General features: G+C 67.6%; 9 protein-coding genes. 7 read left to right on the forward strand and 2 right to left on the reverse strand.

What is annotated here, in order from left to right; translation table 11 throughout:
- The first annotated feature begins 31 nt into the window (after nt 1–31).
- The 3 genes from RVF83_RS06615 to RVF83_RS06625 are packed head-to-tail and all read left to right on the forward strand — an operon-like array spanning nt 32 to nt 3,302.
- Entirely contained in the window at nt 32–1,069 is a 1,038-nt protein-coding gene (locus RVF83_RS06615) for an ABC transporter permease (protein ID WP_005200790.1), read from the forward strand.
- On the forward strand, nt 1,069–2,643 hold the full coding sequence (locus RVF83_RS06620; RefSeq protein ID WP_005200791.1) for a sugar ABC transporter ATP-binding protein: 1,575 nt from the start codon (nt 1,069–1,071) through the stop codon (nt 2,641–2,643). Before RVF83_RS06615 ends, RVF83_RS06620 begins: the two co-directional genes overlap by 1 nt.
- On the forward strand, nt 2,640–3,302 hold the full coding sequence (locus tag RVF83_RS06625; protein WP_005200793.1) for an isochorismatase family protein: 663 nt from the start codon (nt 2,640–2,642) through the stop codon (nt 3,300–3,302). Before RVF83_RS06620 ends, RVF83_RS06625 begins: the two co-directional genes overlap by 4 nt.
- Nucleotides 3,303–3,535: 233 nt before the next feature.
- On the opposite strand, the gene RVF83_RS06630 is transcribed toward RVF83_RS06625, so the two are convergent.
- Nucleotides 3,536–4,597 (reverse strand): alpha/beta hydrolase fold domain-containing protein, encoded by a 1,062-nt coding sequence (locus RVF83_RS06630; RefSeq protein WP_039881160.1) that lies wholly within the window; start codon nt 4,595–4,597, stop codon nt 3,536–3,538.
- 537 nt (nt 4,598–5,134) lie between these two features.
- Here RVF83_RS06630 and gltB point away from each other — a divergent pair.
- From gltB to RVF83_RS06645, 3 genes are all read left to right on the forward strand, one after another.
- On the forward strand, nt 5,135–9,718 hold the full coding sequence (gene gltB, locus RVF83_RS06635; RefSeq protein WP_005200796.1) for a glutamate synthase large subunit: 4,584 nt from the start codon (nt 5,135–5,137) through the stop codon (nt 9,716–9,718).
- Nucleotides 9,711–11,165 (forward strand): glutamate synthase subunit beta, encoded by a 1,455-nt coding sequence (locus RVF83_RS06640; RefSeq protein ID WP_005200798.1) that lies wholly within the window; start codon nt 9,711–9,713, stop codon nt 11,163–11,165. Before gltB ends, RVF83_RS06640 begins: the two co-directional genes overlap by 8 nt.
- Nucleotides 11,166–11,298: 133 nt before the next feature.
- Complete coding sequence (locus tag RVF83_RS06645) at nt 11,299–12,186, forward strand: cutinase family protein (RefSeq protein ID WP_005200800.1); 888 nt, start codon at nt 11,299–11,301, stop codon at nt 12,184–12,186.
- A gap of 581 nt (nt 12,187–12,767) precedes the next feature.
- Here RVF83_RS06645 and RVF83_RS06650 read toward each other — a convergent pair.
- Nucleotides 12,768–12,986, reverse strand: a complete 219-nt coding sequence (locus tag RVF83_RS06650) for an RNA-binding S4 domain-containing protein (RefSeq protein WP_005200803.1) — start codon at nt 12,984–12,986, stop codon at nt 12,768–12,770.
- A gap of 142 nt (nt 12,987–13,128) precedes the next feature.
- Here RVF83_RS06650 and lysX point away from each other — a divergent pair, with 142 nt between their 5' ends.
- Complete coding sequence (gene lysX / locus RVF83_RS06655; RefSeq protein WP_051989351.1) at nt 13,129–16,542, forward strand: bifunctional lysylphosphatidylglycerol synthetase/lysine--tRNA ligase LysX; 3,414 nt, start codon at nt 13,129–13,131, stop codon at nt 16,540–16,542.
- Nucleotides 16,543–16,545 lie beyond the last annotated feature (3 nt).

The raw sequence follows: 16,545 nt of genomic DNA on the forward strand, positions 1-16,545 counted from the left end.
ACCATGCCCGCGGCTCACCCACGGAGACATCATGAGCAATGACCTCGGCACCGTCGCGGCGCCCACCTCTCGCCCACCGGCGATCCAGAAGTCACCGACCGAGTCGGTGGCCAGCTCCACGAAAGCCCGCCCGGCCACGTCGTTCGTGGAACGTTATGCGCTGGTCGGCCTTCTCGTGCTGGCGTTCGCGCTGTGCGCCGTCTTCCTGCCCGAGTTCCGGTCGACGGGCATCGTCTCGGCGATGGTCAACTCGCAGGCGATCATCCTGCTCCTCGCATTGGCCGCGACCCTGGCGCTGCGGACCGGTGACTTCGACCTCGCGATTCCCGGCGTCATGGTCACCAGCGCGTGTGTGGTCGCGGTCATGTCGACCAACGGGTACTCGCCGGCCGCGGTGATCCCGGCTGCGCTGGCGGTCGGGCTCATCGTCGGCCTGATCAACGCCCTCCTGGTGGTCAAGGTCGGGGTGGACTCGTTCATCACGACACTCGGCATGTTCACGGCCCTTTCGGGCATCGGGTACGCCATCACGGGTTCCAAGATCGTCACCGGTGTCCCGGACTTCTACGTCGAGCTGTCGCGGGCCAAGCTGCTGGGCCTGCCGATGACCACCTGGTACGGCTGGCTGCTCGTGGCGGTGCTGTGGTTCGTGTACCAGCGCACCCCGATGGGCCGCTACATGCTGTTCATCGGCGGCAATCGCGATGCCGCCCTGCTGGCGGGTATCTCGGTGGCACGCATCCGCACCATCACCTACGTGGTCTCGGGTGTGGCCGGCGCGCTGATCGGCATCATCCTGGTCGGCAACCTCGGCGCGATCGATCCCGGCATCGGCAGCCAGTACCTCCTGGCCCCGTTCGCCGCGACGTTCCTCGGTGCCACCGCGATCACCGTCGGCCGCTTCAACGCGATCGGCACCCTGGTCGCGGTCTACCTCCTGGTCGTCGGCATCACCGGTCTCCAGTTGGCCGGTGCGGCATCGTGGGTCAGCCCGCTGTTCAACGGTCTGGCACTGATGATCGCCGTCGCCCTCGCCAAGCTCGTCGGCAAGCGTCGCGGAGCCGCGTGATGACGCCCGAGTCGGCGGCCGCCACCCTCCCGGGTCGGGGAGGGGGCGGTACCGCGGGTCCCGCCCTGCAGATCGAGGGTCTCTCGAAGCAGTTCGACGGCAACTACGCACTGCACCCGCTCGACTGGGAGGTCAAGCGCGGCGAGGTCCACGCGCTGTGCGGGCAGAACGGCAGCGGCAAGTCGACGATGATCAAGTGCCTGGCCGGTTACTACCGGCCGGACAGCGGTCGGGTGAGTCTGTTCGGCCGGGAGCTCGACCTGCCGGTGCGCAACCCGGCCGAGCACGGCATCGCCGTCATCCATCAGGACCTGGGTCTCGCCCCGGAGATGACGGTTCTCGAGAACATCGGCGTCGCAACCGGTTACGGCACCCGCGGCTTCGGCTGGGTGCGTGATCGGCAGGAGGCCAAGGCCTGCCGCGAGATCGCCGAACGTCTCGGCATCGACCTGCCGCTGAACACGTTGGTCGCCGACCTCAGCCCGGCGCAGCGTGCGCTCGTCGGTCTGGTCCGGGCGGTCCGTGCACTCGGTGACGGTCACGAAGGTCACCTGTTCATCCTCGACGAGCCGACGGCGTCGCTGTCGCACAGCGAGGCCGCACAGGTCACCTCCATGATGCGCAGTGTCGCCGATCTGGGCTCGAGCGTCATCTTCGTCAGCCACCGGCTCAGCGAGGTGCTCGACGACTGCGACTCAGTCACCGTGTTGCGTGATGGCAAGCGGGTTCTCACCCGCTCCACCGCGGGACTGACCCGCTCGGACCTGGTCGCCGACATCCTCGGCCGGCGACTGACCGACTACTACCCGGATCCGCCGGAGCGCTCCGGCACCACGCCCGCACAGCTCGTGCTGGAGAACGTGAGTGGCGGTGTGGTGAAGGATCTCTCGGTCACCGTCGAGAAGGGCGAGATCGTCGGTTTCACCGGCCTGGCCGGCATGGGTCACGAAGAACTGCCGCTGGTCCTGGCCGGCAAGCTGCCGCGTACCGGTGGCACGGTCATCGTCGACGGCACCGCCGTCGAACCGGACCGACCCCGGGCCGCCATCGCCGCCGGTCTGGCGTTGGTGCCGGGCAACCGTCATCGCGACGGTGTCTGGCTCGACGCATCCGCCGCCGAGAACGTCACGCTGCCGAGCCTGGGCTCGTTCACCAGGTTCGGCGTCGCGACCAACTGGCGCAAGGAGCGGTCGACGGCGGTCGGCCTCGTCGAAGAGTCCGGTGCGGTTCCGGCGCAACCGCATTGGCCGATCCGTCAGTTCAGCGGCGGCAACCAGCAGAAGATCGTGCTGTCCAAGTGGTTGCATCTCGACCCGACCGTGCTCCTGCTCGACGAACCCACCCAGGGCGTCGACGCCGGCGCGTCACGTCAGCTGCTGGACCGGGTCGCCGACCTTGCCGCCGACGGTGCGTCGGTCCTGGTGTTCTCCGGTGATCACGAGCAACTCGCGGCGATCTGCCACCGTGTTCTCGTCCTGCATCATGGAGAGGTCGTGGCGGAACTGCCGCGGTCCGAGCTCAGCGAGCAGGCCTTGCTGGAGGCGTGCGAACAGAATGTGGAGGTCGTCGCGTGAACGATCCCGGGAACACGGTCACAGATGCGGACGGCATCGCCGCCGACTACGCGAAGGCGGGATTCGGTGGCGCGCTGGGCTGGGGTTCCCGGCCCGCGTTGCTGATGATCGACATGATCGAGGCGTACTTCCGGCCGGGATCGCCGTTCTGCCTTCCCGATCCGGAAGTCGTCGACCGATGCGCCATGCTCCTCGAGGCGGCTCGCCGCGCCGGCATCCTGGTCGTCCACACCCGGGTGGAGTACACGCCCGGTCTCGCCGACGGCGGTGTCTTCGTCCGGAAGGTGCCCGCGCTGGGTGTCCTCGAGGCCGGGCACCCGGACGGCCTGGGTGAGTTCGTCGCACCGCTGCGTCCGCAAGCGGGCGAGGTCGTCGTGGTCAAGCAGTACGCATCGGCGTTCTTCGGCACGTCGGTCGCGGCAACACTGGTCGCCAACGGAGTCGACTCGGTGTTCGTCGCCGGCGTCTCGACCTCGGGATGTGTGCGTGCGAGTGCCACCGATGCCATGCAGCACGGATTCATCCCGAAGGTCGTCGCCGACGCCTGCGGGGACCGCAACCCCGCGGTGCACGACGCGAATCTGTTCGACCTCGACGCCAAGTACGCCGACGTGATCGACCTCGACACGGCGTGCGCACGAATGGCGTTCGCGGACTGACCATCCAGGCGCCCCGGACGGCGCCGTCGCGCTCGATGCCCCCCACGTAGCGCGCCGGCGTCACCGGGCGTGTCCATCACGCCGACGGGTTGAGGATTCCTCCATACCGTGCCCGCCATCCCAGGTGGTGGAGGCGATCCTCATGGGTCCTCGTTCGGATGGACACGGCAACGGCCGGTGACGATCTCCCAATGTCGTCACCGGCCGTTGTGTCTTTGCCGGGGCGCGGCGGCTCAGCTCGCGGTGTCGGTGCGGGTGGGTGCCGTGACGGTGATGAACCGGGCCGCGGTCTCCACGGCCTGGCGGGCCTCGGAGGACAACCTCGGCATCAGCTGGAAGACGTGCCCCTGGTCCGGCCATGCCTGGATCACCGAAACGCCACCGGCGCCGACGATGTCGGCGTGGGTGGCCCGCGCGTCGGCGCCCATCACCTCGAGGGCCCCGTACTGGATGAGGGTCTTGGGGAGTGTCATCTCCGGGGTCAGGCGGATCCGCATGCGCGGATGGTCGGGGTCGGCGGTCCGCGTGTAGAGACGGAGGATCTTGCGCGCGGTGATCGCGTTGATGATCGGATCGTGGACGCCGCTGCGCTGATTGTCGACCGCCAGATCGAAAGTCGGGTCGTAGAGCGGGGAGAAGAGCACCATCGAACCGGGCTGCGGGGTGCGTGTCGCGTGGTTGACGGCCAGGATGTCGAGCGCGAGGTGTCCGCCGGCCGAGTCGCCGGCGATCACGATGTCCTCGGCCCGATAGCCCTGTGCGAGAAGCCAGCGGTATCCCCGGATCGCATCGTTTCCCGCACAGGGCCACGGATGTTCGGGGCCGAGCCGGTAGTCGAGACTGAACGCCGACAGTTCGGTCAGATTTCCCAGGCGCGCGACGAGCCCGCGGTGCGTGCGCGGCGAGCACACGACGTATCCGCTGCCGTGGAGGTAGTAGATGACCCGGGTGCCCGGTTGCGGATCCGCGGCGCGCCGGCCCGTGACCCATTCACCACGGATCTGGCCTCCGCGAAACGTCTCCCGGACCGGCCCGACCCGCGTGCCCGACGGCGGCGGGTTGAGCCGTTCGATGGTGCGGTTGAGGCCGGGGCGGGAGCGCTGGATCATCTGTGCGGTGACCCTGGGATGGCTACGGCGCGCGGCGAGCATCATCGGCCAGGTCACGCGGGCGAGGTAGGCGTTCACGGCACGAGACCGGAGGGAGCCGTGGGGATCCTCACCGAGCCGCCCGAAGGGGTTCTCGTCGTCCGCGGGGAGGGAGGGGCCGCCGCCCGTGGGTGAGGTGACGCTCATCACCTGACGGTAGCGGCCTTCGATGTCCGGTGCGTGGCAATGGTCCGCCCGACACCTGGCCGCGATCCGGTCGCGATCGACCGGCCGCCGTGATGGACCCGTGTCGTTACGCAAGCGGTCCGATCGGTGATGTCCGTAAACGCCCGATTTCTCTCTGACGTGCAGTGTCGCGGCCATTGTGGTAGCCGGATTTCGATTGTGGGCACCCCACGTGGAAAAATGACCCACAATGCTCATACGGCAGCCCGCGGGCGCCCTCTGTAGTGCTGCGCGAAGCCGAGATGAGCAGGGTGTTCGGGCCCCGACGATGCGGCCCGGAGGATTCCGTCAGCAACGGCGCTGACGGGCCACCGCCATGTGAGTGTCGGCTCTGCCCCAGGTCAGCCCCTTGGGGGTGGCAGACGACGAAGCTGTTGGGGACAGCGAGGTCCACCAGGCGATCAGGCCGGCAACGGAGCCGGTGACACAGGCGGGGTAGGCCCCCAATCATTGACGACGGTTAGTGCGTGCACCCTTCGCACGCAAAGTGAGGCGAATATGAAGCAGGCTCCGGGACCGGTCGGTCTCTACGACCCACGCAACGAGCACGATTCGTGTGGCGTGGCGTTCGTCGTGGACATGCACGGACGACGCAGTCGCGACATCGTCGACAAGGCGATCATGGCCCTGGTCAACCTCGAGCACCGCGGTGCCGCGGGTGCCGAACCGAACACCGGTGACGGTGCCGGGATCATGATCCAGGTTCCCGACCGCTTCCTGCGGGAGACGGTCGACTTCGAGCTTCCCGCCGAGGGCAGCTACGCGACCGGTATCGCCTTCCTCCCGCAGGGCTCCGAGGACGCGCGACTCGCCTGTGAGGGCGTCGAGAAGGTCATCGAGTCCGAGGGTCTGACCCTGCTCGGCTGGCGCGAGGTGCCCACCAACGAGAATTCGCTCGGTGCGCTCGCCCGGGACGCGATGCCCACGTTCCGGCAGGTCTTCATCGGCGGCGCCGAAGGCATGGAGCTCGAGCGCCGCGCCTACGTCGTGCGCAAGCGCGTCCAGTACGAGCTCGGCAACAAGGGCGCCGGCGCCGACGGCCCCGGCCGCGAGACCGTCTACTTCCCGTCCCTGTCGGGCCGCACCTTCGTCTACAAGGGCATGCTGACGACCCCGCAGCTGCGGGAGTTCTACGTCGACCTGCAGGACTCGCGCGTCGAGAGCTCGCTGGGCCTCGTCCACTCGCGCTTCTCCACCAACACCTTCCCGTCGTGGCCGCTCGCGCATCCGTTCCGCCGCGTCGCCCACAACGGTGAGATCAACACCGTCACGGGCAACGAGAACTGGATGCGTGCCCGCGAGGCGCTCATCGACACCGAGGCCTTCGGTGCCGACGCCGCGTCGAAGATCTTCCCGATCTGCACCCCCGGTGCTTCCGACACCGCTCGCTTCGACGAGGTGCTCGAACTGCTTCACCTCGGCGGCCGCAGCCTGCCGCACGCGGTCCTGATGATGATCCCGGAGGCCTGGGAGCGTCACGAGTCGATGAAGCCCGAGCACCGCGCGTTCTACCGCTACCACTCGGCGCTCATGGAGCCGTGGGACGGTCCGGCGTCGGTGTGCTTCACCGACGGCACCGTCGTCGGCGCCGTGCTCGACCGAAACGGTCTGCGCCCCAGCCGCATCTGGGTCACCAAGGACGGCCTCGTCGTGATGGCCTCCGAGGTCGGCGTCCTCGACATCGACCACGCCGACGTCGTGCAGAAGATGCGTCTGCAGCCCGGCCGCATGTTCCTCGTGGACACCGCCGCCGGCCGCATCGTCGACGACGAGGAGATCAAGGACGAGCTGGCCGCCGAGCACCCCTACGCGGAGTGGCTCGAGAAGGGCATGGTCGCCGTCGACGACATCGAGGCGCAGCCCCATGTGCACATGCCGCACGACCGGGTCGCCCTGCGCCAGCAGGTCTTCGGTTACACCAGCGAAGAGCTGAACCTCCTCGTCGCGCCGATGGCCAGGACCGGCGCCGAGGCACTCGGTTCGATGGGCACCGACACGCCCATCGCCGTGCTGTCCAAGCGTCCGCGCATGCTGTTCGACTACTTCCAGCAGATGTTCGCGCAGGTCACCAACCCGCCGCTCGACGCCATCCGCGAGGAGGTCGTCACCAGCGTCGGTTCGACCATCGGCTCCGAGGCCGACCTGCTCAACCCGAGCCCGGTGTCGTGCCGCCAGATCGAGCTGCCGCAGCCGGTCATCGACAACGACACGCTGGCGAAGCTGGTCCAGATCAACGACAACGAGTCGCTGCCGGACTTCCGCAGCGTCCACATCCACGGCCTCTACCCGGTGGCCGAGGGCGGTGCCGGACTCCGCAAGGCACTCGACGAGATCCGTGCGAAGGCCAGCGCCGCCATCGAGGACGGCGCCAACCTGATCGTGCTGTCCGACCGCGAGTCCGACGAGAACCTCGCGCCGATCCCGTCGCTGCTGCTGACCGCCGCGGTGCACCACCACCTGGTGCGCGAGCGCAAGCGCACCCGCGCCGGCCTCATCGTCGAGTCCGGTGATTGCCGCGAGGTCCACCACGTGGCGACGCTCGTCGGTTTCGGTGCGGCAGCGGTCAATCCGTACATGGCCTTCGAGTCGATCGAGGACATGGTAGAGCGCGGCGTGCTCGGCGACATCGACTTCGCCACCGCACGCAAGAACTACATCAAGGCCGCCAGCAAGGGTGTGCTCAAGGTGATGAGCAAGATGGGCATCTCGACCATCGCCTCGTACACCGGTGCGCAGCTCTTCCAGGTCATCGGCCTCTCCCAGGCGACCGTCGACGAGTTCTTCACCGGCCTGATCAGCCAGCTCGGCGGCATCGGTCTCGACGAGATCGCCGCCGACGTCGCCACCCGGCATGCACTGGCCTTCAGCGACCGGCCCTCGGAGCGCGCACACCGCGAGCTCGAGGTCGGCGGTGAATACCAGTGGCGCCGTGAGGGTGAGTACCACCTGTTCAACCCGGACACGGTGTTCAAACTGCAGCACTCCACGCGCACCGGTCAGTACGGGGTGTTCAAGGAGTACACGAAGTTGGTCGACGACCAGTCGACCCGTCTCGGTACGCTGCGCGGCCTCTTCGACTTCAACTTCGGTGACCGCGACCCGATCCCGATCGAGAAGGTCGAGCCGGCCAGCGAGATCGTCAAGCGGTTCTCCACCGGCGCGATGAGCTTCGGCTCGATCTCCGCCGAGGCCCACGAGACGCTGGCCATCGCCATGAACCGTCTCGGTGGTCGCTCGAACTCCGGTGAGGGCGGCGAGGATCCGCGTCGTTTCCACCACGACGAGAACGGCGACTGGCGGCGCAGCGCGATCAAGCAAGTCGCGTCGGGACGTTTCGGTGTCACCTCGCACTACCTGTCGAACTGCACCGACATCCAGATCAAGATGGCGCAGGGCGCCAAGCCCGGTGAGGGCGGCCAGCTCCCGCCGCACAAGGTGTACCCGTGGGTCGCCGAGGTCCGCGGTTCGACGCCGGGCGTCGGCCTCATCTCGCCGCCGCCGCACCACGACATCTACTCGATCGAGGATCTCGCCCAGCTGATCCACGACCTGAAGAACGCGAACCCCAAGGCGCGCATCCACGTGAAGCTCGTCAGCGAGGTCGGCGTGGGCACCGTCGCCGCCGGTGTGTCGAAGGCACACGCGGACGTCGTGCTCATCTCGGGTCACGACGGTGGTACCGGTGCGTCGCCGCTGACGTCGCTCAAGCACGCCGGCGCGCCGTGGGAGATCGGTCTGGCCGAGACCCAGCAGACGCTGCTGCTCAACGGTCTTCGCGATCGCATCGTGGTCCAGGTCGACGGTCAGATGAAGACCGGCCGCGACGTCGTGATCGCCGCCCTGCTCGGTGGTGAGGAGTTCGGTTTCGCGACCGCGCCGCTCGTCGTCTCGGGCTGCGTCATGATGCGCGTCTGCCACCTCGACACCTGTCCGGTGGGCATCGCCACCCAGAACCCGCTTCTGCGTGAGCGTTTCGCCGGCAAGCCGGAGTTCGTCGAGAACTTCTTCCTGTTCATCGCCGAAGAGGTCCGGGAACTGCTGGCACGCCTCGGTTTCCGTACGCTCCAGGAGGCCGTGGGTCACGTCGAGGCTCTCGACACCACCAAGGCGCTGGCGCACTGGAAGTCGGAGAAGGCAGGCAAGCTCGACCTGACGTCGATCCTGACCATGCCGGAATCGCCGTTCATGAACCAGGACCTGTACTGCTCGGGCGTGCAGGACCATGCGCTCGAGAAGGCGCTCGACCAGCAGCTCATCGCGCAGAGCCGCGACGCGATCGACCACGGCACCCGGGTGTCGTTCACGTCGAAGATCACCAACGTGAACCGCACCGTCGGCACCATGCTGGGTCACGAGGTCACCAAGACCTATGGCGCACAAGGTCTGCCGGACGGCACGATCATCGTCGACTTCACCGGATCGGCGGGCAACAGCTTCGGTGCTTTCGTCCCCAAGGGCATCACCCTGCGCCTCGAGGGCGACGCCAACGACTTCGTCGGCAAGGGCCTCTCGGGCGGTCGCCTGGTGGTCCGTCCGGCGCGCAACGCGCCGGCCGACTTCGTCGCCGAGGACAACATCATCGCCGGCAACGTGATCGGCTTCGGTGCCACCGCGGGCAAGATCTTCCTGCGCGGCATCGTCGGCGAACGCTTCTGCGTCCGTAACTCGGGTGCGACGGCGGTCGTCGAGGGTGTGGGCGACCACGGTTGTGAGTACATGACCGGTGGACGCGTCGTGGTGCTCGGCGAGACCGGGCGCAACTTCGCGGCGGGCATGTCGGGCGGTATGGCGTTCGTCTACGACCCGGACGCCAAGCTGGCCGACAACCTCAACACCGAGCTCGTCGACCTCGAGCCCCTCGAGGACGAGGACATCGAGTTCCTCGCCGCCATCATCGACGAACACCGTGCCGAGACCGAATCCCCGGTCGCCGCAGCGCTGCTCGCCGATTGGGACACTGCCCAGACCAAGTTCGCCAAGGTCATGCCGCGGGACTACAAGCGCGTGCTGTTGGCCATCTCCGAAGCGGAGAAGACCGGGCGAGACGTGAACGAAGCGATCATGGAGGCCGCACGTGGCTGACCCCAGAGGATTCCTCAAGCACCCCGAGCGGGAACTGCCCGACCGTCGTCCGGTCGAGCTGCGACTGCTCGACTGGAATGAGGTCTACACCGACTTCGACAAGGATCACCTGAAGACGCAGGCGAGCCGTTGCATGGACTGCGGTATCCCGTTCTGCCACAACGGCTGCCCGCTCGGCAACCTGATCCCCGAATGGAACGACCTGGTCTACAAGGACCAGTGGCGCGACGGTATCGAGCGTCTGCACGCGACCAACAACTTCCCGGAGTTCACCGGTCGCCTGTGCCCGGCACCCTGTGAGGCGTCGTGCGTGCTCGGCATCAACCAGCCGCCGGTGACCATCAAGCAGGTCGAGGTCGAGATCATCGACAACGCCTTCGACAACGGCTGGGTCACCCCGGTCCTGCCGTCGAAGAAGACCGGCAAGTCGGTGGCCGTCGTCGGTTCGGGTCCCGCCGGACTCGCTGCCGCACAGCAGCTCACGCGCGCCGGACACGACGTGACGCTGTTCGAGCGGGCCGACCGCATCGGCGGCCTGCTGCGCTACGGCATCCCCGAGTTCAAGATGGAGAAGCGCCACATCGACCGCCGACTGGCGCAGATGGAGGCCGAGGGCACCGTCTTCCGCACCGGCGTCAACGTGGGTGTCGACGTCACCGTCGAGCAGCTGCGGGCCGACTTCGACGCGGTCATCCTCGCCAACGGTTCGACCATCGGTCGCGACCTGCCGATCCCGGGCCGCGAGCTCGACGGCATCCACCAGGCGATGGAGTTCCTGCCGCAGGCCAACCGGGTTCAGCTCGGCGACACGGTCGAGGGTCAGATCACGGCCAAGGGCAAGAAGGTCATCATCATCGGCGGTGGCGACACCGGCGCCGACTGCCTGGGTACCTCGCTGCGCCAGGGTGCCGAGATCGTCCACCAGTTCGAGATCATGCCGAAGCCGCCGATCGAGCGTGCCGAGTCGACCCCGTGGCCGACCTACCCGCTGATGTACCGCGTGTCGTCGGCCCACGAAGAGGGCGGCGAGCGCGTCTTCTCGGTCAACACCGAGGAGTTCATCGGCGAGAACGGCAAGGTCACCGGGCTCCGCGCCCACGAGGTGGTCATGCGTGACGGACGCTTCGAGAAGGTCGAGGGCTCGGACTTCGAGCTCGAGGCCGATCTGGTCCTGCTGGCGATGGGCTTCGTCGGCCCGGAGCGCGAGGATCTCCTCGACAAGATGGGTGTCGAGTACGACGCCCGCGGCAACGTCAAGCGCGACAACAGCTTCGCTGCTGTCGGCCAGCCGGGCGTGTTCGTCGCCGGTGACGCCGGCCGTGGCCAGTCGCTGATCGTCTGGGCGATCGCCGAGGGTCGTTCGGCTGCCGCGGCCGCCGACGAGTACCTCACCGGTGCGTCGGATCTGCCGGCCCCGATCGTGCCGACCCAGGTCGCGCAGCGCTGACCTGCCGGCCACCACGAACGAGAACTCCCGCCCACCGAGAAGGTGGGCGGGAGTTTCGTTTTCTCGGCTACACACCCGGGGGGTGTGGCCATACACTCGGCCTATCGCGATCCATCCGTCGAAGGGGCAGCCCATGCGTCGAATCCTCGCCATCATGTGCACTCTGCTGTGTGCCGTATTGGGAGGGTTCGGGTTGAGCACGCCGCGTGCGGACGCGGCACCGGCCGGTTGCCCGAAGATCTACGTCCTCGCCGTTCCGGGAACCTGGTCCAACGGCGTGAGCCCGGGTGTCCTGGGTGCGGTCACCTCCGGGCTGGGGCCGGAGACCAAGGTCCAGTACGTCGGTTACGACGCGACCGCGTTCCCGTGGGAGAAAGCGATCTACGGGAAGTCGAAGGCCCAGGCCGTCGCCAACACCCGCGGCCTCGCCCTGCAGATGCTGGCGCGGTGCCCGGGCACCCGGATCGCTCTCGTCGGGTACAGCCAGGGCGCCGACGCCGCGGGTGACCTCGCGTCGGAGATCGGCACCGGGCGCGCCTTGATCCGCCCGGGTCAGGTTGCCGGCGTCGTCCTGATCTCCGATCCCCGACGCTCCCGCAAGGACAACGTCGTCGGCCCGGCCCTGCGCGGTGAGGGCAGCGGCGGACCTCGCCTCGACGGCATGGGCTGGCTCCTGCCGCGGGCGTTCACCCTCTGCGAGCCGTCGGACATGTACTGCAACACACCGCGGGACTTCTACATCACCCGCATCGCCGGCTACCTGGCCGAGACCAGCGACCCGACTCCGAGCCAGATCCTCCAGTACCAAGCGGAGGCGGCCGTGATCGTGCGTGAATTGCTGACGCTCGGCGGTCCCGGCGCGATCGTCCAGGAACTCGGCAACAAGCGGGCCCGCGAGCAGATCATCTCGTTCAACAAATTCCTGCAGTCGGGCTCCCACGGCACCTACGGCGACTTCCAGGTCAAGCCCGGCGTCAGCGCGGTCACCTGGGCCAACCGATACCTCGCCGGCCTGGCCTGAGCCATCACGCGAGCGTTCCCCAAGGCTGACGAGAGACCGGCGTCGCGAATGGTCTGCCGACCGGTGTGGTCCGACCGGAGGGCATACGGCGCACCGCACGCTGAGTAGCATTGGTGCTGGTAGATGCCGCGTCGCTACCCGGGACGTAACGCTCGCCGTGTCATGATCGATCTAGTCGACAGGTACGACGGTCACGGTTCCGGGACACCGGGGACGTGCGATCTCACATGTCGACGGGGCTCGGGGTGAGTGGTGCAAACCACGGAAAACCCGGGAGACAGAGATGGGTACTGTCGCTACAGTAGATCAAAGTCAGAGTCCGTTGTAACGAAGTGAATGCACCAGGAAGTGATTGGTCATGAAGTTGGCTGACACCTTTCAATCGCCCCGCCGGGGCTCATTGCTCAATTCGCTCACCGGGGGGCGACTCGGCGGCCGCCGAGTCCATACGTCGAACTTTCCCGCCGAAGCGGAACGCCTCATCACGCCGGCCGAGCTCAGGCGTTTCGGCGTGAGTTCCTGATCCGGGAGGATCAACACCGGGAGGATCAACACCGGGGGGTCGGAATCGGGGGGGGTTCTCACACCTCGTCGCGGGCGACCCGCACACTCATCCCGCCCACCTCGACCACGTCGCCGAGGATGAGCTGACGACCGCGCCTGGTCTCGACCTCACCGTTGACGGTCACCAGACCGTCGGCGATGACCTCTTTGGCCTCGGCGCCGGATTCGATGAGGTTGGCCAGTTTCAAGAACTGGCCCAGCCGGATGGAGTCGTCGCGGATCGTCACGTCGTACACAGTCTGAGATCATGCCCCGTGTCCGCGGAGCCGGCCACACCGGCACGACCGCACCGTCGTCCCGCTGCAGATATGTGCCGCCGAATGATCGAATCAGCGTGGAGTGTCCGAGCGCGCCACCGCGGACGACTACCGTCGACGCATGGCCACCGACACCCCGCTTGCGCCGGTCGACCCGTCCAGCCCCGACGAACATCCCGAGGCGCCCCGGCGGACCCCCACCGCGGCTGACCGACGCTCCCTCGTTCTTCTCGACAAGATCAGGCGCCCTACCGGATTCGGCCGTAACGCGCCGCACATCGCGGGAACGGTCGTCGGCGTCCTGGCGACGATCGCGTTGCTGTCCAGCCTCATCCCGGCATTCCGGCGGCTGATCCACGACCCGAGACGCTACGTCGACGACTACATCATCACCCTGCCCGACACGAGCTTCGCGTGGGCGTTCGTCCTGGCGCTGATCGCCGTCGCGCTGTCGGCGCGCAAGCGGATCGCCTGGTGGATCGGCGTGATCTACCTCGTGCTGTTCATGGTCGGCAATGTGCTGTACCTGATCCCGTCGCTCGAGGACGATCTCGACGTCACGGCCTGGGACCGCACCAACATCTACATCGGCCTGGTCATCGACCTCGCCGCGCTGATCTTCCTGCTGGCCACCTACCGGCAGTTCCACACCCGGGTCCGACGCGGTGCGATCCCGGCGTCGATCGCCACCCTCGTCGTCGGTCTCGGTATCGCGACGCTGCTCGGCTGGGCACTGGTCTGGGCCTTCCCACACACGCTGACCCGGGCAGATCGGTTGCCGTACGCGTTCAACCGGGTGGTCGCCTTCGGCGCGATCGATCAGGACGCCTCCTTCGACGGGCGCCACGCGCATGTCTTCGTCAACGGTCTGCTCGGTCTGTTCGGTGCGTTGGCGCTGATCGCGGCGGCCGTTGTGCTGTTCCGGTCGCAGCGACTGCGCTGGCTGATCACCGCGGAGGACGAGTCGCTGATCCGCGCACTCATCACCCGATTCAACGACGACGATTCGTTGGCCTACTTCTCCACGCGCCGCGACAAGGCGGTCGTGTTCTCGCCCGACGGCCGCGCCGCCATCACCTACCGGGTGGAAGTCGGCGTCGGCATGGCCGGCGGCGACCCGATCGGCGATCCGGAGTCGTGGCCCGACGCCATCGCCGAATTCCTCACCCTCTGTGAGAAGTACGGCTGGCACCCGGCGTCGATCGGGTCGAGCGCGCGCGGCGCCGCGGCCTACGACGCGGCCGGGTTCGTGTCCTTGAACATCGGCGACGAGGCCATCCTCCACACGCGTGAGTTCAGCCTGAGCGGGCCGGCGATGAAGGCCGTCCGCCAGGCCGTCACCCGCACCCGGCGCGCGGGTGTCACGGTGCGCATCCGCCGGTGGTTCGACATCGACGACGCCGAGATGGCCAAGGTCGTCGCCCGCGCCGACGAGTGGCGGGACACCGACGAGGAACGCGGCTTTGCGATGGCCCTGTCGCGCGTCGGCGATCGGTCCGACAACGACTGCCTGCTGGTCGAGGCGGTCATCGACGAGGGCGCTCCCGACGAGAAGGTCGTCGGCATGCTCTCGTTCGTGCCGTGGGGCAAACGCGCTGTCTCACTGGACCTCATGCGTCGTGACCGCAGCGGACCGAATGGTGTGGTCGAGACGATGGTCGCCGAACTGTGCCGCAACTCCGAGCAGTTCGGCATCACCGAGGTCTCGCTCAACTTCGCGGCTTTCCGCGCGTTCTTCGAGCAGGGCCCGCAGATCGGTGCCGGCCCGGTCATGCGTGCCGGCTACTCCGTCTTGATGTTCGGCTCCCGGTTCTTCCAGATGGAGTCGCTGTACAAGTCCAACGCCAAGTACCTGCCGGACTGGCAGTCGCGTTACCTGTGCTTCGAGGACAGCCGAATCCTGCCCCGCGTGGGGATGGCCGCGATCGTCACCGAGGGTTTCATCACCCTGCCCAAGTTCGGTCGGGACAAGCACTTCTCCGAGGGCCGGCCGTCGATCCCGGCCGGCGTCGACGCGCCTGCGCTGATCGCCGAACTGGAAGCCGAGGCAGCAACTCCCGAGGGCTCGATCGTGCACCGGCCCGAGCAGGTGAGGGTCCGCCTCGACAAGATGGACCGGCTCGTCGAGCGTGGTTTCGATCCGTATCCGCCCGCCGACCAGCCCACCCACACCATCGCGCAGGCGCGGACGGAACCCGAGGGCACCGTCGTCACCATCGCCGGCCGCGTCACGCGTCTGCGCGACTTCGGCAAGGTGGTGTTCGCCGACATGCACGACTGGTCCGGTGAGGTGCAGATCCTCGTCGAGGAGTCGCGGGTCATCCCGGGCACTCCCGACTTCGGCACCGACGTCGATCTCGGCGACCTCATCCAGGCGCGTGGTGTCGTCGGCACCAGCCGCAAGGGTGAACTGTCGATCCTGATCGACGCCTGGCGGATCAACGGCAAGTGCCTGCGCCCCCTTCCGGACAAGTGGGCGGGCCTCACCGATCCCGAGGCCCGCGTGCGCCAGCGCTACGTAGACCTCGCGATCAACGAGGAGAGCCGGAAGAACCTCGCGATCCGCAGCCTGGTGGTGAAGTCGTTGCGCGACTTCCTCGCCGCGCGCGGCTTCCTCGAGGTCGAGACGCCGATCCTGCAGCAGATTCACGGCGGAGCCAACGCGACACCGTTCCAGACGCACATCAACGCCTACAACCTCGACCTCTACCTACGGATCGCACCGGAGCTCTACCTGAAGCGCCTCTGCGTCGGCGGCGTGGAGAAGGTGTTCGAGATCGGACGCAACTTCCGCAACGAGGGCGTCGACTTCAGTCACAACCCGGAGTTCACGAGCCTGGAAGCCTATGAGGCGCACAGCGATTACCTGAAGATGCTGGACCTCACCCGCGAGATGATCCAGCACGCGGCGACGGCGGCCTACGGTGAGCCGGTCATCATCCGTACCGACGCCGACGGAAACGAAGAGCGCGTGGACATCTCGGGGGAGTGGCCGGTGAAGACCGTCCACGAGGTGGTGTCCGAAGGTTCGGGAGAAGAGATCACCGCGGAGACCTCGGTCGAACAACTCCGCGCAGTGTGCGACCGTCTCGAGATCAACTACCGCCCGGACTGGGATGCCGGACGGATCGTGCTGGAACTCTACGAACACCTCGGCGAGGACCGCACGACGTTCCCGACCTTCTACACCGACTTCCCGACGTCGACGTCGCCGCTGACGCGCGCGCACCGCAGCAAGCCCGGCGTCGCCGAGCGCTGGGACCTGGTGGCGTGGGGTGTGGAGCTCGGCACCGCCTACACCGAGCTGACCGATCCGGTCGAGCAGCGCAAGCGTCTCACCGAGCAGTCGATCCTGGCCGCCGGCGGCGACCCGGAGGCGATGGAGCTCGACGAGGACTTCTTGCAGGCACTCGAGTACGCGATGCCACCCACGGGTGGTCTGGGCGTGGGCGTCGACCGCGTGGTCATGCTGATCACCGGTCAGTCGATCCGCGAATCGCTGGCCTTCCCGCTGGCCAAACCGCAGGACGCCTGACGC

Source organism: Gordonia rubripertincta (genome assembly GCF_038024875.1).
Taxonomy (GTDB): Bacteria; Actinomycetota; Actinomycetes; order Mycobacteriales; family Mycobacteriaceae; genus Gordonia; species Gordonia rubripertincta.